This is a genomic window from Janthinobacterium sp. KBS0711 (assembly GCF_000988085.1).
Classification (GTDB): domain Bacteria; phylum Pseudomonadota; class Gammaproteobacteria; order Burkholderiales; family Burkholderiaceae_D; genus Janthinobacterium; species Janthinobacterium lividum_E.
On the sequence record NZ_LBCO01000018.1, the window covers coordinates 1 to 21,174 of the forward strand.

Sequence of the window (21,174 nt, forward strand, 5' to 3'; positions counted from 1 at the left end):
AATCTGAGCCAGGATCAAACTCTTCAGTTTAATCTCTGTTACTTTGCCATTTTACCGGCATGGTCGAACTATTTAACTAGTTCAAACCCCTCGCATTGCGAGGTGTTTGCTCACTCAAAAAACTGACAGGCTACTTCCGAAGAAGTATCCTATTTCATTATTTCTTGTGAACATTTGATATTTTAAGTTTTACAGCGATCCGAAGATCGCTGCTGCACTTACATCAAATGCCCACACTTATCGACTGTTAATTGTTAAAGAACTGTATTCGGTACTGCTTATTTACTACTCTCGCGCTATCGACAAAGCGTTGTGTTTGTCAGCTGCGAAGAAGGAAGAGTATGAAGCATTTCGCTAAATCCGTCAACTCCTTCTTTTACTCACCTCACTCAGCATTTGCATGCATCGTTCAGCGAGGGGGCGAATTATAGCCCTGGCCCGAACTCCCCGCAAGCGCTAATTTGCATCTGAGCAAATATTGCTGTGTGATATCGTAGTGCCAACCATACCCTGCCTCATCCATATAGATTCCCATGCCTATCCCACACATTACCTCTACCGCCAATCCCACCCTGGCCAGCGCCCTCGAACACGCCATCAATAGCAAGACCAAGCCGCTGGGCAGCCTCGGCATGCTGGAAACCCTGGCCCATCAGATCGGCCTGATCCAGCAAGGCACGCAACTGGCATTGCTCCAGCCTGCCATCATTGTTTTCGCGGCCGACCATGGCGTCGTCGCCGAAGGCATTTCCGCCTACCCGCAAAGCGTAACCTGGCAAATGGTGGAGAACTTCCTCGGCAACGGCGCCGCCATCAATGTCTTTGCCCGCCAGGCCGATTGCGCCTTATATATAGTAGACGCCGGCGTGAACCACGATTTCGGCCCGCGCGACGGCTTGCTCGACCGCAAGCAAGGCCCCGGCACCCGCAACTTCGCCAAAGAACCCGCCATGAGCCAGGAACAATGCCTGGCCGCCATGCAGGCAGGGATGGACCTGGTCGCCACACTGGAAGGGAATGTGCTGGGCTTTGGCGAAATGGGCATCGGCAATACCACGGCCGCCGCCGCACTGATGCACAAGCTGACCGGCACGCCCGTCGCCGACTGCGTGGGCGCCGGCACCGGCCTGTCGAAGGAAGGCGTGCTGCACAAGCAGCAGGTGATCGAGGCGGCTGTCGCCCATCATGCGACAGTCAACGAGCCGCTCGACGTGCTGGCCACCTTTGGCGGCTTCGAAATCGCCATGATGGCCGGCGCCATGCTCAAAGCGGCCGAACGGCGCATGATTTTGCTGATCGACGGCTTCATCGTCAGCAGCGCTTTGCTGGTGGCCGCCCGTTTGCAGCCGGCCATCCTCGATTACTGCGTGTTTTCGCACTGCTCCGATGAAAACGGCCACCTCCAGTTGCTGGCCAGCCTGGGCGCGCGTCCACTGCTGCAGCTCGATTTGCGCCTCGGTGAAGGCACGGGTTCGGCGCTGGCCTTGCCGCTGCTGCACGCGGCCGTCAATTTCATGCGCGAGATGGCGACGTTTGCCTCGGCCCAGGTCAGCGAAAAGTCCACGCCAGACTAAGACCATGGCCAATCCCGTTTCCGCCGCCATCCATCAGTGCCGCCTGTTCTTTATCGCGCTGCAGTTCTTCACGCGACTGCCCATCCCGCGCTGGGTGGGCTTCCAGCCCGCCTGGCTGCAGCACGCTTCGCGCTACTTTCCATTGGTCGGCGTGGTGGTGGCGTCCATTTCCGGCGCCGTGTATCTGCTGGCCAGCTGGCTTCTACCGTCGGCGGTGGCCGTGCTGCTGGCCGTCGCCGCCGGCATTTACCTGACAGGCGCCTTTCATGAAGACGGCTTCGCCGACATGTGCGACGGCTTCGGCGGCGGCATGACGCGCGAGCGGGTGCTGGAAATCATGAAGGATTCGCGCATCGGCGCGTATGGCGCGATCGGCATCCTGTGCCTGCTGGCCATCAAATGCGCAGCGCTCGTTTCGCTGCCGCCTGCCACGGTGGTCGCCACCTTATTCATCGCCCATCCGCTCTCGCGCCTGGTCGCCGTCTCGCTGATCTGGGCCATGGATTATGCACGCGACGAAGGCAAGGCCAAGCCGATGGCGCAGGAAATGACCACGGGCGAATTCATCATCGCCACCGTCTGCGGCCTGTTACCCGCCATCGCCTGCGGCCTGCTGGGAATATTCTATTGGGCCACGCTGGTCTTTGCCATCGTGGCGGCGGCAGCGGCCGCATTCTGGCTGGGCCGCAAATGCCAGCGCCGCCTGCAAGGCTATACGGGCGACTGCCTGGGCGCCGTGCAGCAGGTGGCGGAAGTAGCGATTTACCTGGCCATCCTGTCAAGTTTTCAACCTCCATTGCGCTTCTACTGAACAAGCATGCGCCTGATCCTCGTTCGCCACCCCACGCCGCAGGTGACCAGCGGCACCTGCTATGGCCGCAGCGACGTGGCGGTGGCGCCGCACGAAATGGCCACCGTGCGCGCCAGCCTGCAAGCGACTTTACCGGCCGGCGTTCCGCTCTACGCCAGTCCCCTGCGCCGCTGCGCCAATCTGGCGTCAGCAATGGCGCAAGACTTGCCTTCCAGCGCCCTGCACCTTGACGCGCGGCTGGCGGAAATGGATTTTGGCGCCTGGGAAATGCAGCCCTGGCACGCGATTGCGCGCGCGGACATCGATGCCTGGGCGGCCGACCTGGCCTGGTACCGGCCCGGCGGGGGCGAGAATGTGCTGGCGATGGCCGCCCGCGTCGATGCGTTTTTAGGTGATCTGTTGCGCGAACAACACGAAACGGCGATCATCATCTGCCATGCGGGCACCATCCGCCTGCTGTCGGCACTGCAAGCGCGGCTACCATTGGAGGAAACGGCGCTGCTGGCCGCCCGTTCCGCCCATAAAATCGCCTACGGTGCGACGGTCGTCGTCGATTTCTGATATCGAATCGTCCAGCCAGCCATTTCAGTCCACGTCCGCTGCACGTATAATGGCGGGGTTTTGGTGCCCGCGTTCATGTCCATGAGCGCAGTTAAACGGGAAACACGATGCCGCGCTCGCGGCGAACGTGTGCTGCCCCCGCAACGGTAAGCAAGTGTCGCCCCTCCCGACAGGACGCGGGCGACAAGCTATCTCTGACAACCACTGTGCTTGCAATCATCGAGCATGGGAAGGTGGGATAGCCGCACTTGCCAGCCCGGATACCGGCCAGGACAGGTGGAAGTGTGCGAACGGGGATGTTCGCGATCCGAATGGCCCCCTGTGGCCATCTTCGATCGTCATCTTCAGTTCCCACTTCTGTTCAATCTGGCCTACGGGGACGTCGGCTGGTTGCATATTACTTACTGAAAATTATCATGACCCATGCTGTTTCCCGCCACGCGGCGCTCACGTCGCTCGCGCTAGCCATTGCCGCGCCTGCCGCTTTCGCCCAAGCCACGCCAGATACCTTCGATCCTGTCGTCGTCACCGCCAGCCGCTACCCGCAACACCTGAGCGAAGTATTGAGCGATACGCAGACCATCAGCTCGGACGACATCGCGCGCTCGGGTGCCAGCTCGATTGTCGACCTGCTGCAAAAACAACGCGGCATCGAAGTGGCGCGCAACGGCGGCGCAGGCACCGCGGCAAGCGTCTTCATTCGCGGCGCGAACAGCAACCAGAATATCGTGCTGGTTGACGGCGTGCGCATTGGTTCGTCCACCCTGGGTACGGCCAACTGGAGCGCCCTGCCCCTTTCCAGCATCGACCACATTGAAATCGTCTACGGCCCACTGAGCACCATGTACGGTGCGGACGCCATCGGTGGCGTGATCCAGATCTTCACGAAGAAAGGCGACGGCGCCACGCGCGTCTCTGCTTTCGCCGGTTACGGCAGCAACAACACGCGCCAGGTCGAAGCCCAGGTGGCAGGTTCCACCGGCGGTCCGAACAGCTTCAGCTATGCGCTGGCGGCTGGCAAGGAAAAATCGGATGGCTTCTCGGCTTCGAAGATCGGTGCATCGCCTGAGTACACCTACAATCCGGACAAAGACGGCTACGACAAGGAAAGCTTCAGCGGCCAGTTCGGCTACCAGATGGCCAAGGGCCATGAAGTCGGCCTGGTCCTGTTGAACAGCAAGCTGAAAGCCCAGTACGACGCCGGTCCTGGTTACGATGCGCGCAGCAACCAGAAACTGGAAAACATTTCGGTCTTCACGAAGAACGAATTCCTGCCCAACTGGACCAGCGAACTGCGTTATGCGGAAGCACGCGACAAGTCGGGCGACGACAGCAGCGCCGACTCGTGGGGCAAGAGCCAGATCGACACCAAGCAGACCGATATCACCTGGCAGAACGACATCCGCATCGGACGCGACAACCTGCAGTTGCTGGCCAGCTACCGCGATGAAGACGTCACGTCGAGCAGCACGCCGGAAGTCACGGGCGCACGCCATACCAAGTCCTTCGCAGCGGCGTACAACATGGTGCGCGGCGCGCATCTGTTCAACATCAGCGGCCGCAGTGACGACAGTTCCGCATTCGGCACGCACAACACGGGCAGCGTCGCCTACGGCTACCGCATCACCAACGCACTGCGCGCCAGCGCCAGCTACGGCACCAGCTTCCGCGCACCGACCTTCAATGAACTGTACTACCCAGGCTATGGCCTGGCGACGAACAAGCCGGAACAGGGCCGCAACGTCGAAGTGGGTCTGCGTTACGACGACGGCGTGTCGAAACTGAGCGCCAGCTACTACCACAACAAGGTCACCGACCTGCTGGTCAATACCTCGCCTTGTCCCGATCCGCTGTTCACTGGCTACGGCTGCGCCTACAACGTCAACAAGGCGCTGCTGGAAGGCCTGACGATCGCGGGTGCACGCAAATTTGGCGCGTTCAACGTCAGCGGCAATATCGACCTGCAAGATCCACGCGATGAAACCAAGGACAAGCAACTGGTACGCCGCGCCAAGAAACACGCCAACTTCGCCGTCGACTACACGCTGGGCGCGCTGACCTCGGGTGCCGAATGGCAGCTGTCGGGCAAGCGTTTCGACGATGCCGCCAACAAGAACGTCCTGGGCGGCTATGGCCTGGTCAATCTGTACGCCACCTACCAGTTCGCCCGCGACTGGTCGGTGCTGGCACGCTGGAACAATATCGCCAACAAGGACTACGAACTGGCCCGCTTCTACGCGACACCAGGCTCGAAAGTCTTCGTCGGTGTGCGCTACGGCATGAAATAAGCACGTCGTAATGATGTAAGCTGCGGGCGATGACATTGTTGTCATCGCCCGCAGATGCAGTTCTGCAGTCCCCGTTTTTAAGGCAGTACATGCACCCATTTTTCCGCAATATGCGCCACCGCGCCACCGTGATCATCACGGTGCTGATCGTGTGCGCGATTGCCAGCCTGATTTTCTCCGGCATGATCGGTTCGATCGCCATTCCGCTCGCCGACCTGCCTTCCGCCCTGCTCCATGCCGTACAGGGCAAGACCGACACCCTCGCCGCCACCCTGCTCGAGCTGCGCCTAGGCCGCGCGCTGACCGCCTTTGTCACCGGCGCGGCGCTGTCGCTGGCCGGCCTGATGATGCAGGCTCTCCTGCGCAATCCCCTGGCCGACCCGTATGTGCTGGGTATTTCCGCCGGCGCCTCCGTTGGCGCGCTGGCCGCGCTGCTGTTCATGTGCGCGCTGTGGGTGGTCGATGCGGCTGCCTTTGCCGGCGCCGTCGGCGTATCCATGCTGCTGTACTTCTTTGCCCGGCGCGACCTGCGCGGCGGCACGGCGGCCGAAGGCGGCGCCTCGCTCTTGCTGCTGACGGGCGTGATCCTGGCCTCGGCCTGCATGGCCATCGTCACCCTGATGCTCTCCATCGCCCCGGAAAGCCGCTTGCGCAGCATGGTGTTCTGGATGATCGGCGACCTGTCCGGCGCGCCTGCGCGGCTGATGCCGTGGCTGGTCCTGGCCGGCGCCATGATCTTTGCCTTGCGCTGCGCGCGCTCGCTGAACGTCATGGCGTTGCACGCGGAAGCTGCCAGCACGCTGGGCGTGCGCGTGGGCGCCCTGCGCAAGGGACTGTTCTTCTGTTCCGGCCTGCTCACGGCCAGCGCCGTCACCAGCGCCGGCAGCGTGGGTTTCGTCGGCCTGATCGTGCCGCATGCGCTGCGTTTTGCCTGCGGCCCCGACCACCGCCTGCTGATCCCCGCCGCCGCACTGGCCGGCGGCACTTTCCTCGTACTGGCCGATACCTTGGCGCGCACCGTGCTGGCGCCATTGCAGTTGCCCGTCGGCGTGGTGACAGCCATGATAGGCGCGCCCGTCTTCCTGTACCAATTGCACCGCTTGCGCAGGGGATGAAACAAGCATGATACGCACCTACCAACTCGGCTTGAAGGCGGGCACGCGCTCCCTCGTGGAAAACCTCATCTGGCAAATCAGGGATGGCGAATGCTGGAGCGTGATCGGCCGCAATGGCGCCGGCAAAAGCACTTTGCTGCGCACCCTGGCCGGCTTGCGCGAACCCGATACCGGCCACGTGACGATACAGGGCCGCGCCCTGATCGACTGGCCATTGGAAGAGCTGGCGCGCGAACGGGCCTTCCTGGCGCAGGCGCGGCACGATGCGTTCTCGTACCGCGTCATCGAAACGGTGCTGTCGGCGCGCCACCCGTATCACGACAATCACTATTGGGAAGGCAGCGACGACCAGCGCATCGCCCTGGCGGCGCTGGCCTCGATGGAAGTGGAGCACCTGGCCGAGCGCGACGTGCGCAGCCTGTCCGGCGGCGAACGCCAGCGCGTGGCGATCGCCGCCATGCTGGCGCAGGATACGCCCTTGCTGCTACTCGATGAACCGGCCAACGCGCTGGACCTGGCGCACCAGGTCAGCGTCATGGGCCTGCTGTCGAAACTGTGCCGCGAACAGAATAAAACCGTGGTGATGGTGGGGCATGACCTGAACCTGGCGCACAGCGTCTCGACCCATGCGCTGCTGCTGATGGGCGACGGCGGCTGGCTGGCCGGTCCCGTGGCGGACGTGATGCAGGCGTCTATCCTTGGCGACTACCTGGGCCACCCGATCGAGATCATCGACCACGGCAAACGCAAGATATTCATACCAAAAGAGGATCAACAATGAGCGATAACAAACCTGCAGACGCGGACACCGCCGCCATCAACGAGCGCCACCGCGTGCGCATGGAACGCAAGAAGGCCATCATCGACGCGGCCATCGCCAAGGCCGACAAGGAAATCGGCATCATCATCGTCAACACGGGCAATGGCAAAGGCAAGAGTTCGAGCGGCTTCGGCATGGCCATCCGCGCCATGGGTCACGGCATGAAAGTGGGCGTGGTGCAGTTCATCAAAGGCGCCATGTCGACGGGCGAAGAGAAATTCCTGCGCCGCTTCCCCGACGAAATCAGTTTCCATGCGATGGGTGAAGGCTATACCTGGGAAACGCAGAACCGCGAGCGCGACATCGAAAAAGCAGAATTGGCATGGGAACAGGCGAAGACCTTCCTGGCCGACCCAAGCTATGGCCTGGTGCTGTTCGATGAACTCAATATCGCCCTCAAGTACAACTACCTCGACGTGCATAAAGTCATCGCCGACCTGCTGGAACGCCCGGCCATGCAGCACGTGGTCATCACGGGCCGCGGCGCGCCGGACGAATTGATCGCAATCGCTGACACCGTCACCGAAATGGCCGTCGTCAAGCATGCGTATGCGGCCGGCATAGGCGCACAAATCGGCACCGAGTGGTAACAGCGCCATGACGCGCACCCTGGTCTTCGGCGGCGCCCGTTCCGGCAAGAGCGCCTATGCGGAAATGCTGGCCCGCGAGTCCGGCAAGGAAGTGATCTACATCGCCACCGCGCAGGCGGGCGATGAGGAGATGGCCACGCGCGTCAGGCATCACCGTGCGCAGCGCCCGGCCGGGTGGGTGACTATCGAAGAAGCGCTGCGACTGGGCGACGCCATCCTGCGCGAAGCAGCGCCCGGCCGTCTGCTGCTGGTCGACTGCCTGACTTTGTGGCTGACGAACCTGATGTTTTCCAGCGGCGAGACATATCCGGACGTGGGCGACATCGCCTTGCCCGAACTGTTTCATAGCGAGCGCACACACCTGCTGTACGCGCTGGCCGAAATTGGCGAGACCGATTGCGACCTCGTTCTCGTATCGAACGAAGTGGGCATGGGCATCGTGCCTTACGGCGCCATCTCGCGCAGCTTTACCGATGAAGCGGGCCGCTTGAACCAGGCCGTGGCGGCCGTGTGCGACAAGGCCGTCTTTGTCGCCGCCGGCCTGCCGCTGTACCTTAAAGGCGGCACATGCTGAGTGGCCTGTCGCTGCCCATGCTGGCCGCCTTGATGACGGCCGGCGTGCTGCTCGACATGCTGCTGGGAGAAACGCGCCGCTGGCATCCGCTGGTCGGCTTTGGCCGCCTCGCCAGCGCACTCGAGCGCCTGCTGAACCGGGGCCGCGGCCGTTTGCTGCGCGGCGCGCTGGCCTGGTCGCTGGCCGTGCTGCCCATCAGCTATGCCGCCTACTGGCTGTGCGGCCTGGCCGGTGCGGCGCTCCACGTCTTCCTGCTCTATCTTTGCCTGGGCTTGCGCAGCCTGCGCGACCACAATCAGCCGATCGCCGATGCCCTGGCCATCGATGACCTGGACAACGCGCGCCTGCTGACGGCGCGCATCGTCAGCCGCGACACGGCCAATGCCGACGCGGCCAGCCTGGCCAAGGCCAGCACGGAATCCTTGCTGGAAAACGGCAACGATGCAGTCTTCGGCACCCTGTTCTGGTTTGCCGTGGCGGGCGGCCCCGGCGCCGTGCTATTCAGGCTGGCCAACACCCTCGACGCCATGTGGGGCTACCGCAACGAACGCTACGACTGGTTCGGCTGCTGCGCCGCGCGCATCGACGACGTCTTGAATTACCTGCCGGCGCGCCTGACGGCCCTGTCGTATGTCTTGCTGGGCAAGAGCATGGCAGACAAACAGCGCGCGTGGCATTGCTGGCGCACACAGGCCCCCAACTGGGGCAGCCCGAATGCGGGTCCCGTGATGGCCAGCGGCGCCGGCGCCCTGGGCCTGGCCTTGGGCGGCGACGCCATCTACGACGGCGAACTGGAACGCCGTCCGCCGCTGGGCGCCGGCCGGCCCGCCGAAGCGCGCGACATCGACCGCGCCTGGCGCCTGGTGGCGGAAACGGCCGTCCTGTGGCTGATCTGGATGGCGCTGCTGGCGGGCCTGTACTACCTGAAGGGGAAATACCTTGCTTGAACATGGCGGCAACCTGCGCGACGCCGCGCGCGAATATGGCAGACCGCTGGCCGACTGGATCGACCTGTCGACGGGCATCAACCCGCACTGGTATGCGGCGCCAGCACCCGACGCCAACGCCTGGCACCGGCTGCCGGAGGCCGACCCCGCGCTGGCCGCTGCCGCCTGCGCGTACTACGACGCGCCGGCCATGCTGCCGGTCGCGGGCACGCAGGCCGCCATCCAGGCCCTGCCCCGGCTGCGCGCACCGTCGCGCGTGGTGGTGGCCGCGCCGTCGTATGCGGAACACGCGCACCACTGGGGCCAGCATGGTCACGAATTACGCCAAGTGCCGTATGCGCAGCTGGCCGATGCCGTGGACCATTGCGAGGTACTGGTCGTCTGCAACCCGAACAATCCCACAGGCGAGCGCATCGCCCCGGCACTGCTGCTGGAGTGGGCAGGTAAATTGGCCGCGCGCGGCGGCTGGCTGGTGGTCGATGAAGCGTTTGGCGACACGGAAACGCACGCCAGCCTCGGTCCGCACACGGGCCAGCCGGGACTGATCGTACTGCGTTCGGTGGGCAAATTCTTTGGCCTGGCGGGACTGCGCCTGGGCTTTGTCGCCGCCAGTCCCGCGCTGCTGGCACAACTGGCCGACATGCTGGGACCATGGACCGTCAGCGGCCCGGCGCAGCAGGTGGCGCTGGCCGCGCTCACCGACACGCACTGGCAGGGCGCGATGCGCGAACGCCTGCGCGGCGAAGGCCAGCGCCTGCGCCAGCTGTTGGCCGCGCACGGCATCGCCAGCAGCGGCACGGCGCTGTTTCAATGGTGGCCGGAAGCACGCGCCGAAGCGTTCTGGCGCCACATGGCGGAATCGGGCATCTGGTTACGCCTGTTCCGCCATGCCGCCCACGGCATCCGCCTTGGCCTGCCCCCCGACGAACACGCCTGGCTGCGCCTGCAGCAGGCCCTCACCACATGGAAACACACATGAAAATCATATCGCTGCTGCTGGCTGGATTGATCTCGTTGCAGGCGCACGCCGCCATCACCGTGCGCGACGATGACGGCAATGTCGTCACCGTGGAAAAACCGGTACAGCGCATCCTGGCGCTGGCGCCGCACGTGACGGAACTGCTGTTCGCAGCCGGCGGCGGCGAGAAGATCGCCGGCGTCGTCAGCTACAGCGACTACCCGGAAGCGGCCAAGAAAATTCCTCAGGTCGGTGACAACCGCCAGTACGACATGGAACGCATCATCGCCATGAAGCCGGACCTGATCGTCGTGTGGATGCATGGCAGCGCCGAACGCCAGATCGCCATGCTGCGCCAGTTGAAGGTGCCGATCTATCACAGCGAACCGCGCAAGCTGGCCGATATCCCCGACAGCATGGAGCGCCTGGGCCAGTTGATGGGTACGGAAAAAACCGCCAAACCGGCCGCCGCCCAGCTGCGCGCGAAACTGGCCAGCCTGACGGCGCAATACGCGCAGCGCCCGCCCGTGCGCGTGTTTTATCAGGTGTGGGACAAACCTTTGTATACCTTGAGCGGCGCGAGCATCATCAGCGATTCGATGCGCCTGTGCGGCGGCCAGAATGTATTCGCCGCGATGAAGGTGGTGGCGCCCGTCGTCACGCCGGAAGGCGTGCTGCAGGAAGACCCGGAAGTCGTCTTCGGCACCAGCGAAAAAAGCGATCCGCGCAGCGAAGGCGGCCTGGCCATGTGGCGCGCCTTCCCGTCGATGACGGCCGTGCGCAAAAATAACCTGTTCCGCCTGAATGGCGATTTGCTGAACCGCGCCGGCCCGCGCATGATCGAAGGCACGGCCGCCATGTGCGAACAGCTTGAAATGGCACGCCAGCGCCGCACCAAGGCTGCTCAATGAGTCACTACCAGCGCATCGCCTGTTTGTCGACGGAAGCCGTGGAAACGCTGTACGCGCTGGGCGCCGAAGATGTCATCGCGGGCATCTCCGGCTTTACCGTACGCCCTCCCCGCGCGCGTGAAGAAAAGACCAAGATCAGCGGCTTTTCGTCCACGAACCTGGAACGCATCCTGGCAGTGAAACCGGACCTCGTGATCGGTTTTTGCGACATGCAGGCCGATATCTGCCGCGACCTGGTCAAGGCCGGCATCGAAGTGCACCAGTTCAACCAGCGCACGGTGGACGGCATCCTGCGCATGATCGCCGTGCTGGCCGCGCTGGTGCAGCGCGAGGAGGCGGGCAACGCATTGATCGCCAGCCTGCGCGCGGACATCGCCGCCGCCCGCGCCCGCGCCGCTGCCTGGACGCGCAAGCCCGTGATTTACTTTGAAGAGTGGAACGATCCCCTGATGAGCGGCATCGGCTGGGCGGCGGAACTGATCGGAATCGCTGGCGGCACGGACGCCTTCCCGGAACTGTCCGCCCATCCGGGCGCGAAGGAACGCATCATCGCCGATCCCCATGACGTGGTCGCGCGCGCGCCCGACATCATCCTCGCCAGCTGGTGCGGCAAGAAGTTCCAGCCGGCGCAACTGGCGGCACGCCCGGGCTGGGATACGATTCCCGCCGTACGCAATGACATGCTGTTCGAGATCAAGTCGCCCGACATCCTGTCGCCAGGCCCGGCGGCGATTACCGAAGGGCTGCGCCAGATCAGCGACATCATCGCGCAGTGGCAAAACTGGCAGGAGCGGCAAACATGAAGAGTCCCTTCCCCGCCCTGATGGTGCAAGGCACGACGTCGGACGCGGGCAAGAGCACCGTCGTCGCGGCCCTGTGCCGCTTGCTGAAACGCCGTGGCGTGACGGTAGCGCCGTTCAAGCCGCAAAACATGGCCTTGAATAGCGCCGTGACAAGCGACGGCGGCGAGATCGGCCGCGCGCAAGCCTTGCAGGCGCTGGCCTGTGGCATCGCGCCGCACACGGACATGAATCCGGTGCTCTTGAAACCGTCGTCGAACACGGGCGCGCAAGTGATCATCCACGGCAAGGTGCGCGCCGAGATGGATGCGCGCGACTACCAGCAATATAAAACCATCGCCATGGGCGCCGTGCTGGAATCGTACGCGCGCTTGCGCCAGCAGTACGACGCCGTCGTCGTCGAAGGCGCGGGCAGCCCGGCCGAAGTCAACCTGCGTGCGCGCGACATCGCCAACATGGGCTTTGCCGAAGCCGTCGACTGCCCCGTGATCCTGGTGGCCGACATCGACCGGGGCGGCGTGTTCGCGCACATTATCGGCACCCTGGAGTGCCTGTCCGACAGCGAACGGGCACGCATCGTCGGTTTCGTCATCAACCGCTTTCGCGGCGACATCTCGCTGCTGCAACCAGGCATCGAGTGGCTCGAGCAGCAAACGGGAAAACCCGTGCTGGCCGTGCTGCCCTATCTGCAAGGCCTGTTCCTCGACGCGGAAGACGCCGTTGAAGCGATGCAGGCCGAACGGGGCGCTTTCAAGGTGGTGGTGCCGCAACTGCCGCGCATCAGCAACCACACGGATGTCGACGCGCTGCGCGCCCACCCCGAGGTCGACCTGCAATTCATCCAGCAGGGGCAGCCGATTCCAGCGGCCGACCTGGTGATCCTGCCTGGCAGCAAGAACACGCGCGGCGACCTGGCCTGGCTGCGGCAGCAAGGCTGGCCCGAATATCTGGCGAAACACCTGCGCTACGGCGGCAAGGTGCTGGGCATTTGCGGTGGCTTCCAGATGCTGGGGCAAAGCGTGCGCGATCCGCTGGGCGTGGAAGGCGCAGCGGGAGAGTCCAAGGCGCTGGGCCTGCTCGACATGGTGACGGAGCTGACAAGCGACAAGCGGCTGGAACAGGTGAGCGGCCACTGCGCGTTTGCCGGCGCGGCCGATGCGCGCGTGGCAGGCTATGAAATCCACATGGGCGTCTCGCATGGCGCGGCGCTGGCGCAGCCGGCCTTTGTCATCGATGGGCGGCCGGAAGGCGCCGTGTCAGGCGACGGGCAAATCCTCGGCAGCTATTTGCACGGCATGTTCGACACGCCTGCCGCGTGTTCGGCGCTGCTGCGCTGGGCGGGACTGGACTCCAGCCACATGGTGGATACCGCCGCCCTGCGCGAGGCCAGCCTGGAACGGATTGCCGACGCGGCGATACCGTTGATGGATGCGCTGGAACGTCGGCTACGCTGATGGTGGTGTCGGGTTACGCCGTACCGGCTAACCCGACCTACTCACACAGGCACGTGGCGGCACCCCTTAATTTTTCAGGCACGTGCCCATATACGAGCGGTCGGTCGAGAATTCCACCGCCATGCTCGACGACACCGGCATGAACATCGAATAATCCGCCGGCACGTCGGCCGGGTCCTTGAACACGGCGATGCCGTCGAAATCGACAGCTTGCGCGCCCAGGCCCAGCTTGTTGACAGTGATGGTTTCGGCGTGCGTCTTGCCGGCGGTGCTGTTGGTGATGGTGGCGGTGCTGCCGGCCACGACGATCTTCGCGCTGATGCCCGGCGCCGCGCAGGCGTAGCTGCCGGCGATTTCGGCGCCGATCTTTTGCTGTTTGGCCGCCACGATGGTGCCCACGCGCAGCACGTTCTGCTGGTTACGGCTGTAGCGGTCGATGAACAGCGCCAGCCCCCGGTCGCCCGCGTGCACGTGCACGATGCCGAAATCCTGCTGGCCCTGGCGGGCGATAATCAGGCCGCGCGCCGCGTCACGGACCAAAGTCAGGCTGGCGTTTTCCGCTTCCAGCTGTGGCGATATGGCGGAGCACACGCCTTGCGCATTGAACACGCCGCCATTGCACAGTTGCGCGCTGCCATCGGCCGCCACCTTGAGGCTGCCTTTCGGATTGAAACGGTCGCCACCGTTCGAAGCATTGCGCATGGCGCCCAGGAAGATATAGCTGCCGGCTAGCCTGGTCACGTCCGTGGCGGCATAGCCGCTGCCGCTGACGCTGGAATTCATGCCGCCCAGTTTCACAGTCCCCGTCAGCAAGCGCGTACGCGCATCGACGCTCAGGCTCAAATCGGTGCCAGTATATGTCGTGATATTGCCGGTGGTCGTGGCGCTGAACGTGCCGCTGCGGTCGCTCAAGCCGAATTGCGTCGACAGGACCTTGATGCTGAACGTTTTTTTGGCGTTGTCGAACGTGATGCGCCACGTGTCGCCGATATCGGCGGCCACGTCATACACCGTCTCGTCCGCATTGGCGCCGGCGATCACGGCCAGGCCAGCCTGGGCCGCGACCGCTTGCGAGGCGACCGTCACGGGATCGGCGACGGGCGTGACCACGACAGGTGGCGTGACCGGTGCTGCCGGCGTGCCGCCATCGCTGCCGCCACCGCATGCGGACAGGGCCGCGCCGAGGACAAGGAAGGTAAGTGCATTTTTCATGTGGTGTGACTTTCGGGGAAGGAAGAGGCCGGAAAACACATGCTAGCCGTGTACGCAATCTATTGCCATAGAACAAATGTTCCATGGACTCTATCTCCGGCACACTGGCAAAATGAAGGGCGCGGGCGGCACAGCTGCGCCATTTATGTGACAATTCGTCGTACTGTCGGCTCCGTTTTTCCTCCTCAGGCTCGCATCCATGACCAGTTCCCCGATTAAAAGCTACCTTCCCTGGGTGGTCGCCACCGCCCTGTTCATGGAGCAACTCGACTCCACCATCGTCAACACCGCCATCCCCGCCATGGCCGCCAGCCTCAACGTGACGCCGCTGAGTCTGAAGGCCGTCGTCACCAGCTACATCCTGAGCCTGGCCGTGTGCATTCCCATCAGCGGCTGGATGGCCGACCGTTTCGGCACGCGGCGCGTGTTTTCCGCCGCCGTTGCCATCTTTACCATCGCCTCCATCCTGTGCGGCCTGTCCGTGAATGCGCCCATGCTGGTGGCCGCACGCCTGCTGCAAGGGGTGGGCGCGGCCATGATGATGCCGGTGGGCAGGCTCACCATCATCCGCACCTTTCCCAAGTCGCAATTGCTGGCGGCCATGAACTTCGTCATCATCCCCGCCCTGATCGGCCCCTTGCTGGGTCCCACGGTGGGCGGGCTGATCGTGCACTGGCTGTCGTGGCGCGAGATTTTCTTCGTCAACGTGCCTGTCGGCCTCGTGGCGCTATACCTGGCGCACCGCTACATGCCCGATTACTATGGCGACAAGCCCCGTCCGCTGGACCTGATCGGCCTGGTGCTGTTCGGCACGGGCATCGCGCTGCTGTCATGGCTGCTGGAAATCTTCGGCGAACACCGCATCGACGGCACCTCGTTTGCCGTGCTGCTGTTCATCTCCATCAGCCTGCTGGCCGCGTATGCCTGGCATTCGAGCGAAGTGCTGCATCCGCTGCTGCGCCTGACCCTGTTCAAGATCCGCACCTTCCGCGTCTCCGTGGTGGGCGGCTTCGTCACGCGTCTGGGCGTGGGCGGCCTGCCCTTCCTGTTGCCGTTGCTGTACCAGCTGGGCCTAGGCTTGCCCGCCTGGCAGTCGGGCTTGCTGATGATGCCGTCGGCCGCGGCCGCCATGGGCATGAAATTCATTTCCGCGCGCGTGCTGGCCCGCTTCGGCTACCGCCAGGTGCTGATCGTCAACACGGTCCTGATTGGCGTGACCATCGCCATGTTTTCGCAGGTGGGCGTGGGCACGCCTCTGTACGTGATCGTCGCCATCAGCCTGTGCATGGGCTTTTTCAATTCGCTGCAGTTTTCCAGCATGAACACCATCGCGTATGCCGACGTCGACAAGGCCGACTCCAGCATGGCCAGCACCATCGCCAGTTCGATGCAGCAATTGTCGATGAGCTTTGGCCTCGCCTTCGGTTCGCTGATCACGGGCTGGTACCTGGGCGACATGCCGCAGTCGGACCGCGCCATGCTCAGCACGGCCCTGCACCACGCCTTCCTCACCCTGGCAGCCTTGACGGTGCTGTCTTCGCTGACCTTCTGGACCTTGCGCCGCGACGATGGCGAAAGCATCAGCAAGGGCACGGACAGCGACGAGGAAGATGCGGCCGACGTGAAGGCCCAGGCCGTTGTGCAGACGGAAGTGCAAACCACGAAAGGCTGAGCCACATCAAGCTTGCCGCCAGCACCGCTGGCGCTTCTGCCTGCCGCTGCTACCGTGACGGCAGGAGGTGCACATGGCGGCCGAACGGCGCTTTGCGTGGAAGGGCACGGACCGCCATGGCAGGGCGGTCAATGGCATCTTGCGCGCCGCCGACGCCACCACTGCCAAGGCCGCGCTCAGACGCCAGGGCATCCTTGCCAGCAAGGTAAAAGCCCCGCGCGCCGCGCCCGGCAAAGCCATCACACACAAGGATATCGCCCTGTTCACGCGCCAGTTGTCGACCATGATGGCGGCCGGCGTGCCGCTGCTGCACGCCTTCGACATCGCCGGCAAGGGCCATGCCAAACCCGCCGTCACGGAGCTGATGCACGACTTGCGCCACGACATCGAAGCGGGCAGCAGCCTGCAGCAGGCATTCCGCCAGTTCCCCCTGCTGTTTGACGAGCTGTATTGCAACCTGCTGGCGGCGGGCGAGCAAGCCGGCATCGTGCAGGACTTGCTGGCGCGCCTGGCCACGCACCAGGAAAAGGCCATCGCCCTGCGGCGGCAAGTGCGCGGGGCGCTGATGTATCCGCTGGTCATCGTCCTCGTCGCCATCGTCGTCACGGCCATCATCATGAGCGTCGTCGTGCCCGCCTTTCGCCAGGTCTTCGACAGCTTCGGCGCCCCGTTGCCGCTGCCCACCCTCGTCGTCATGGGCGTGTCCGCCTTCCTCGTGCATTACTGGCTGGCCTTGCTGGCAGCGCTCGTGCTCGTTTGCGTGCTGCTGCACCTGGCCTGGCGCCGCTGGCCCGCCTTGCGGCGCAACTTGCAACTGCGGGCATTGCACCTGCCCGTGTTTGGCCCGCTTCTGCGCAAGGCGGCGATCGCCCGCTGGACGCGCACCCTGGCCGCCATGTTCGCCGCCGGCGTGCCGCTGCTCGACTCGCTCGGCCTCGTGGGCGCCGCTTCCGGCCACGCGCTGTACCAGGAAGCAACGATACGCATCGAACGCGAAATCCGCGCCGGCGGCAGCCTGGCCCTGGCCATGGAACACAGCGGCGTGTTTCCCCCGTTGCTGACGCAACTGGCCCTCATCGGGGAGGAGTCGGGCGCGCTCGACGCCATGCTGTCGCGCGCGGCCGATATCATCGAGACCGACATCGACGCCACCGTGACCACGCTCTCGGCCCTGCTGGAACCGGCGCTGATGGTGGTGCTGGGCGTGCTCGTCGGTTCGCTCGTGATCGCCCTGTATTTGCCGATTTTCAAGCTGGGGGCCGTGATTTGAAGATCGAGCCACGCAAAACGTCCCCATGCGCTGGCAGATGTTTTACACTGCGGCAGTGCCAGGCAATGTTTGCGCGGCAACATCATCACCTCAGATAATTCCACCATGTTGCAAGATACCCTGCTGTTCGCCGCGCCCGGCAACCTGCCCGTCGCCCTCGTTGCCGCCTTGTTCGGCCTGATCGTCGGCAGCTTCCTCAACGTGGTGATCCACCGCGTGCCGAAAATGATGCAGCGCGATTCCGACAATTACGTGGCGGAAGAAAGCGGTTTGCCCTTGCCGCACACGGACCGCTACAACCTGATGCTGCCGCACTCGAACTGCACCGCCTGCGGCCACCGCATCACGGCCATGGAAAACATCCCCGTCATCAGCTACCTGCTGCTGCGCGGCAAATGCAGCGCGTGCAAGGCGCCGATTTCCATGCGCTACCCGCTCGTCGAGCTGCTGACGGGCGCGCTGTCGGCCCTGTTGATCTGGCACTTCGGCAGCGGCTGGACGGGTCTCGCCACGCTTGTCTTTGCCTGGCTGCTGATCGCCATGACCTTCATCGATGCCGATACGCAAATGCTGCCGGACGACCTCACCTTCCCCCTGCTGTGGGCGGGCTTGCTGGTCAATATCAACGGTACTTTCGTGCCGCTGCAAGACGCCGTCATCGGCGCGGCCGCCGGTTACCTGGCACTGTGGGCCGTGTACTGGGCCTTCAAGCTGGCGACAGGCAAAGAGGGAATGGGCTATGGTGACTTCAAATTGCTGGCGGCGCTCGGTGCGTGGCTGGGCTGGACCATGCTGCCGACGATCATCCTGTTGTCGTCGCTGGTGGGCGCCGTGGTCGGCATCGGCCTGATTGTGTTTGCCAAGCGCGGGCGCGACAAGCCGATTCCGTTCGGCCCCTATCTCGCGGCGGCGGGTTTGATCGCGCTGCTGTACGGCACGCCCCTGTCGCGCCTCACGCTAGGCCTGACTGGCTGACCGGCGCAGCACTGCGCCCCTATGGATAAATACATGCAACTACACAACGTCCCTTATTTCAGCGTCGGACTCACCGGCGGCATCGGTTGCGGCAAGAGCACGGTGGCCGACATGTTCGCCGCGCGTGGCGCCTCCATCGTCGATACCGACCAGATCGCCCACAGCCTGACGGCGCCCAATGGCGCGGCCATGCCGGCGCTGGTGGCGGAATTTGGCGCCGACTACGCCGATGCGCGCGGCGCCCTCGACCGCACAAAAATGCGCAACCTCGTGTTTTCCGACGCCGCGGCCAAGGCGAAACTGGAAGCCATCCTGCACCCGCGCATTCGCCAGGCCACCCTGGCGGCGGCCGAAGCAGCGACGGGCAGCTACGTGATCTTTGCCGTGCCCCTGCTCGTCGAGTCCGGCGGATGGGTGGAACGGGTCAACCGGGTACTGGTCATCGATTGCCTGGAAAGCCTGCAAGTGTCGCGCGTGATGGCGCGCAATGGCTTATCGGAAGAACAAGTCAAAGCCATCATGGCCACGCAGGCGACACGTGCCATGCGCCTGGCGGCGGCGGACGATGTGATCGACAATAATGGCGATTTGGCGTCCCTGGCACCGCAGATTGCCCAGTTGCACGATTTATATCTGGCATTTTCAAAAAGAATGGCTGGAATGGCCCCGCAACGTTTGTAATTTGTCGACGCTTGGTTCAAAATCACGGGATTGTTTGCAGGTCCTTACTTAAGGGAATTATTTTGATTGTCTACGAATACCCTTTCAACGAACGCATACGTACCTTGTTGCGGCTGGAAGACCTGTACGACAAATTCAAGTTCTTCATCCAGCAAGAGCATGCAATGCAACACCATGTTGCCTTGGCAACTATTTTCGATATGCTCGAAGTGGCGGGCCGCGCCGACCTGAAGTCCGACCTGCTGCAGGAACTCGAGCGCCAGCGTCAAAGCCTGCTCGGCTACCGCAGCAATCCGAACGTGGAACCGGAAACCCTGGACGCCATCCTCGGCGAACTCGACAGTGTCAGCGGCGCCCTCGTGGCGGCGCAAGGCAAGACGGGCCAGAATATCCGCGACAATGAATGGCTGATGAGCATCCGCGGCCGCACCATCATCCCGGGCGGCGCCTGCGAATTCGACTTGCCGTCGTACTTTGCCTGGCAAAAACGCAGCTCGGAACAGCGCCTGACCGATATCCACGCGTGGTTTGCCCCGCTGGCACCGCTGTTCGATGCGCTGGCACTCGTGCTGCGCCTGCTGCGCGATTCCGGCGGACCCGTTAAACTGATCGCCAATGGCGGCAGTTACCAGCAAATGCTGCAAGGCAAGGTGTACCAGATGCTGCGCCTGAGCCTGGATGAAAACAGCGGCGCCATCCCGGAAATTTCCGCCAACAAATACATGCTGTGGGTGCGCTTCACTACCCAGGGCGGCGACTTGAAACCCAAGCCGCTGGAAGAAGATGTCCCGTTCGAGCTCACGCTCTGTAATTTTTAACTGTTACTTATTTGCCCCATCATGACCGTCGTTAACTGCCCTACCTGTGCCGCCAAAGTCGAATGGACTGAAGCCAACAAATTCCGCCCCTTCTGTTCGGAACGCTGCAAACAGATCGATCTGGGTGCCTGGGCCGAAGAGAAATACACGATTCCCGCCGCCGACCCGTTTGAAGATCCCCTTGCGGACGAAGACAACAAGCCGCAGTAAGCCTCAACGCAGTAAGCCTCGATTAAACGGATTTTCCAGGCGCAGCCCCTGCGCCGCGAAACTGTCCAGCCTGCCGCTAACCACCGTCAAGCCATAGGCGATGCCCATCGCCGCGATCTGTCCATCGACGCCATGCGCGTGGCCGCGGCCATGCAGGCGCGCGCACACGAGGGCGCAATCGAGGTCGAATTCCAGCAGCCGCGGCGCATATTCCGCCAGCACGGCTTCCAGCCAGCCTTCCAGCGCCAGTGCTTCCAGCGCCGCTTCGCGCCGCCAGCTGCACTGTATGCCTGCTCGCAACTGGGCGATCACCTGCACCGGCACATAGCGCGCCTCGGGCTCCACCCGCTCGAAAAAATCGGCCACGCCCGCCGGCGCTGCAACCCCCTTGCGCGATGCAACGATCACATCCGTATCGAGCAGGTAAGCCGGCATGGCTCAGGGGCGGCGCTCGAAATCCGCATCGAACCCCACGTCAGGCATGCTGCGCAAAATATCGTCGAGCGGACGCTTCGGCAGCGGCCGCAAGGCGCTGCGCAGGATGTCGCGGTGCTCGTCTTCGATGCTGCGCCCATGCGCGCGGGCACGCTTGTGCAAGGCGGCAATCAGCAATTCATCGGTATCGGTAAAGGTCAGTGTCAGCGGCATGCGAGACTCCCCGGTGCGTGATGAAAGCACTGTAGCGCAAAGCGCCGACTATACAAGGAAAGTCACAGGAAAGCTTGCGCCAGCACGCAGCGTGATGCTGCCCGCTGGCACAAGTAGAGATCAGGCAGGCGCCAGCGATTCCCGGCGTACCTCATCTAACCATTCCAGCAGGGGAATGGTGGCCGGCAGCAAGGGTTCCACGCCGACCGTGCCCTGCCAGGCGAACGCCTGCCCTTCCAGGCTTTGCGGCTCGCCCCGCCACTCGCGGCTGATATAGAAAAGCAA

22 protein-coding genes, 1 pseudogene and 1 riboswitch are annotated in these 21,174 nt (G+C 63.6%); of the genes and pseudogenes, 19 read left to right on the forward strand and 4 right to left on the reverse strand.

Annotated features, from left to right (window positions below; translation table 11 throughout):
* Nucleotides 1-533 precede the first annotated feature (533 nt).
* From cobT to VM94_RS09790, 13 genes are all read left to right on the forward strand, one after another.
* Complete coding sequence (cobT, locus tag VM94_RS09730; protein WP_046683327.1) at nucleotides 534-1,574, forward strand: nicotinate-nucleotide--dimethylbenzimidazole phosphoribosyltransferase; 1,041 nt, start codon at nucleotides 534-536, stop codon at nucleotides 1,572-1,574.
* A 4-nt stretch (nucleotides 1,575-1,578) separates the two neighbouring features.
* Entirely contained in the window at nucleotides 1,579-2,385 is an 807-nt protein-coding gene (locus tag VM94_RS09735; protein ID WP_046683328.1) for an adenosylcobinamide-GDP ribazoletransferase, read from the forward strand.
* Nucleotides 2,386-2,391: 6 nt separating this feature from the next.
* Nucleotides 2,392-2,946: a histidine phosphatase family protein gene (locus VM94_RS09740; RefSeq protein WP_046683329.1), complete on the forward strand. Its 555-nt coding sequence runs from the start codon at nucleotides 2,392-2,394 to the stop codon at nucleotides 2,944-2,946.
* Between the two features lie 44 nt (nucleotides 2,947-2,990).
* Nucleotides 2,991-3,232: riboswitch (cobalamin riboswitch) on the forward strand.
* Between the two features lie 130 nt (nucleotides 3,233-3,362).
* Nucleotides 3,363-5,234 (forward strand): TonB-dependent receptor domain-containing protein, encoded by a 1,872-nt coding sequence (locus tag VM94_RS09745; protein ID WP_046683330.1) that lies wholly within the window; start codon nucleotides 3,363-3,365, stop codon nucleotides 5,232-5,234.
* Nucleotides 5,235-5,323: 89 nt separating this feature from the next.
* Nucleotides 5,324-6,349 (forward strand): FecCD family ABC transporter permease, encoded by a 1,026-nt coding sequence (locus VM94_RS09750; protein ID WP_046683331.1) that lies wholly within the window; start codon nucleotides 5,324-5,326, stop codon nucleotides 6,347-6,349.
* 7 nt (nucleotides 6,350-6,356) lie between these two features.
* Nucleotides 6,357-7,130 carry an ABC transporter ATP-binding protein gene (locus VM94_RS09755; protein ID WP_046683332.1) on the forward strand — a complete coding sequence of 258 codons (774 nt, stop codon included), beginning with the start codon at nucleotides 6,357-6,359 and terminating at the stop codon, nucleotides 7,128-7,130.
* Nucleotides 7,127-7,759, forward strand: a complete 633-nt coding sequence (gene cobO, locus VM94_RS09760) for a cob(I)yrinic acid a,c-diamide adenosyltransferase (protein WP_046683333.1) — start codon at nucleotides 7,127-7,129, stop codon at nucleotides 7,757-7,759. The genes VM94_RS09755 and cobO overlap by 4 nt, the downstream gene beginning before the upstream one ends.
* Nucleotides 7,760-7,766: 7 nt before the next feature.
* Nucleotides 7,767-8,333, forward strand: a complete 567-nt coding sequence (gene cobU / locus VM94_RS09765; protein WP_046683334.1) for a bifunctional adenosylcobinamide kinase/adenosylcobinamide-phosphate guanylyltransferase — start codon at nucleotides 7,767-7,769, stop codon at nucleotides 8,331-8,333.
* Nucleotides 8,327-9,280 (forward strand): adenosylcobinamide-phosphate synthase CbiB, encoded by a 954-nt coding sequence (gene cbiB / locus VM94_RS09770; RefSeq protein WP_046683335.1) that lies wholly within the window; start codon nucleotides 8,327-8,329, stop codon nucleotides 9,278-9,280. The genes cobU and cbiB overlap by 7 nt, the downstream gene beginning before the upstream one ends.
* Nucleotides 9,273-10,259, forward strand: coding sequence for a threonine-phosphate decarboxylase CobD (gene cobD, locus VM94_RS09775; RefSeq protein ID WP_046683336.1), 987 nt, complete (start codon nucleotides 9,273-9,275; stop codon nucleotides 10,257-10,259). Before cbiB ends, cobD begins: the two co-directional genes overlap by 8 nt.
* Nucleotides 10,256-11,149, forward strand: coding sequence for a cobalamin-binding protein (locus tag VM94_RS09780; RefSeq protein WP_046683337.1), 894 nt, complete (start codon nucleotides 10,256-10,258; stop codon nucleotides 11,147-11,149). The genes cobD and VM94_RS09780 overlap by 4 nt, the downstream gene beginning before the upstream one ends.
* Nucleotides 11,146-11,952, forward strand: a complete 807-nt coding sequence (locus tag VM94_RS09785; RefSeq protein WP_046683338.1) for an ABC transporter substrate-binding protein — start codon at nucleotides 11,146-11,148, stop codon at nucleotides 11,950-11,952. The genes VM94_RS09780 and VM94_RS09785 overlap by 4 nt, the downstream gene beginning before the upstream one ends.
* On the forward strand, nucleotides 11,949-13,403 hold the full coding sequence (locus VM94_RS09790; RefSeq protein WP_046683339.1) for a cobyric acid synthase: 1,455 nt from the start codon (nucleotides 11,949-11,951) through the stop codon (nucleotides 13,401-13,403). The genes VM94_RS09785 and VM94_RS09790 overlap by 4 nt, the downstream gene beginning before the upstream one ends.
* A 66-nt stretch (nucleotides 13,404-13,469) precedes the next feature.
* Here the strand turns inward: VM94_RS09790 and VM94_RS09795 are convergent, their stop codons facing one another.
* Complete coding sequence (locus VM94_RS09795; protein ID WP_046683340.1) at nucleotides 13,470-14,615, reverse strand: hypothetical protein; 1,146 nt, start codon at nucleotides 14,613-14,615, stop codon at nucleotides 13,470-13,472.
* A 199-nt stretch (nucleotides 14,616-14,814) separates the two neighbouring features.
* On the opposite strand from VM94_RS09795, the gene VM94_RS09800 reads away from it, so the two are divergent.
* The 6 genes from VM94_RS09800 to yacG all read left to right on the forward strand — a co-directional run bounded on the left by VM94_RS09800 (nucleotide 14,815) and on the right by yacG (nucleotide 20,241).
* Complete coding sequence (locus VM94_RS09800) at nucleotides 14,815-16,287, forward strand: DHA2 family efflux MFS transporter permease subunit (protein WP_046683341.1); 1,473 nt, start codon at nucleotides 14,815-14,817, stop codon at nucleotides 16,285-16,287.
* Between the two features lie 73 nt (nucleotides 16,288-16,360).
* The gene (locus tag VM94_RS09805) at nucleotides 16,361-17,557 is read left to right on the forward strand and encodes a type II secretion system F family protein (RefSeq protein ID WP_046683342.1); all 1,197 of its coding nucleotides are present in this window, start codon (nucleotides 16,361-16,363) and stop codon (nucleotides 17,555-17,557) included.
* Between the two features lie 105 nt (nucleotides 17,558-17,662).
* Nucleotides 17,663-18,532, forward strand: a complete 870-nt coding sequence (locus VM94_RS09810) for a prepilin peptidase (protein WP_046683509.1) — start codon at nucleotides 17,663-17,665, stop codon at nucleotides 18,530-18,532.
* A gap of 33 nt (nucleotides 18,533-18,565) precedes the next feature.
* Entirely contained in the window at nucleotides 18,566-19,213 is a 648-nt protein-coding gene (gene coaE, locus VM94_RS09815; protein WP_046683510.1) for a dephospho-CoA kinase, read from the forward strand.
* Nucleotides 19,214-19,275: 62 nt separating this feature from the next.
* On the forward strand, nucleotides 19,276-20,031 hold the full coding sequence (zapD, locus tag VM94_RS09820) for a cell division protein ZapD (RefSeq protein WP_034748811.1): 756 nt from the start codon (nucleotides 19,276-19,278) through the stop codon (nucleotides 20,029-20,031).
* 18 nt (nucleotides 20,032-20,049) lie between these two features.
* A complete protein-coding gene (gene yacG, locus VM94_RS09825) occupies nucleotides 20,050-20,241 on the forward strand; it encodes a DNA gyrase inhibitor YacG (protein WP_034748814.1) in 192 nt (63 codons plus the stop codon).
* A gap of 3 nt (nucleotides 20,242-20,244) precedes the next feature.
* Here yacG and VM94_RS09830 read toward each other — a convergent pair whose 3' ends face one another.
* The 3 genes and pseudogenes from VM94_RS09830 to VM94_RS28945 all read right to left on the reverse strand — a co-directional run.
* On the reverse strand, nucleotides 20,245-20,676 hold the full coding sequence (locus tag VM94_RS09830; protein ID WP_046683343.1) for a type II toxin-antitoxin system VapC family toxin: 432 nt from the start codon (nucleotides 20,674-20,676) through the stop codon (nucleotides 20,245-20,247).
* Between the two features lie 3 nt (nucleotides 20,677-20,679).
* On the reverse strand, nucleotides 20,680-20,889 hold the full coding sequence (locus tag VM94_RS09835; RefSeq protein ID WP_034748820.1) for a FitA-like ribbon-helix-helix domain-containing protein: 210 nt from the start codon (nucleotides 20,887-20,889) through the stop codon (nucleotides 20,680-20,682).
* 120 nt (nucleotides 20,890-21,009) lie between these two features.
* Nucleotides 21,010-21,174, reverse strand: a pseudogene (locus VM94_RS28945) (8-oxo-dGTP diphosphatase MutT); the annotation flags it as partial.